We start from the raw sequence: 262 nt of genomic DNA, 5'->3' as shown, positions 1-262 counted from the left end.
CCGGTGCCCATGATCAGCCGGGAGCCGAACAGGGCGCCGCCGAGGGTGAGCGGATCGTCGGCCATGGTCGACGTCACCCTCCCTGGACCGCGGTGAGGACCTCGACGCGGTCGCCGTCGGCGAGCGGGGTCGCCCCCCACCGGCCGCGCGGTACGACGGTCTCGTTGACCGCCGCGGCGACCCCCGAGGGGGCGCGGGTCAGGGCGGCGACGACCAGATCGAGGGTGGTGCCGCCGGGGAACTCCCGGGGCTCGCCGTTCAC

At 76.3% G+C, this 262-nt stretch carries 1 protein-coding gene; it reads right to left on the bottom strand.

Annotated features, from left to right (window positions below; all coding sequences use genetic code 11):
* Positions 1 to 73: 73 nt before the first annotated feature.
* Positions 74 to 262: sulfur carrier protein ThiS (gene thiS, locus ACSNOK_RS34750; protein WP_436784699.1), on the bottom strand; the 189-nt coding region annotated here is incomplete at its 5' end.

It is taken from the genome of Streptomyces sp. URMC 126 (genome assembly GCF_051386555.1).
Classification (GTDB): domain Bacteria; phylum Actinomycetota; class Actinomycetes; order Streptomycetales; family Streptomycetaceae; genus Streptomyces.
The sequence above is the reverse complement of the archived record's forward strand: the minus strand, read 5'-3'. Positions and strand labels throughout refer to the sequence as shown.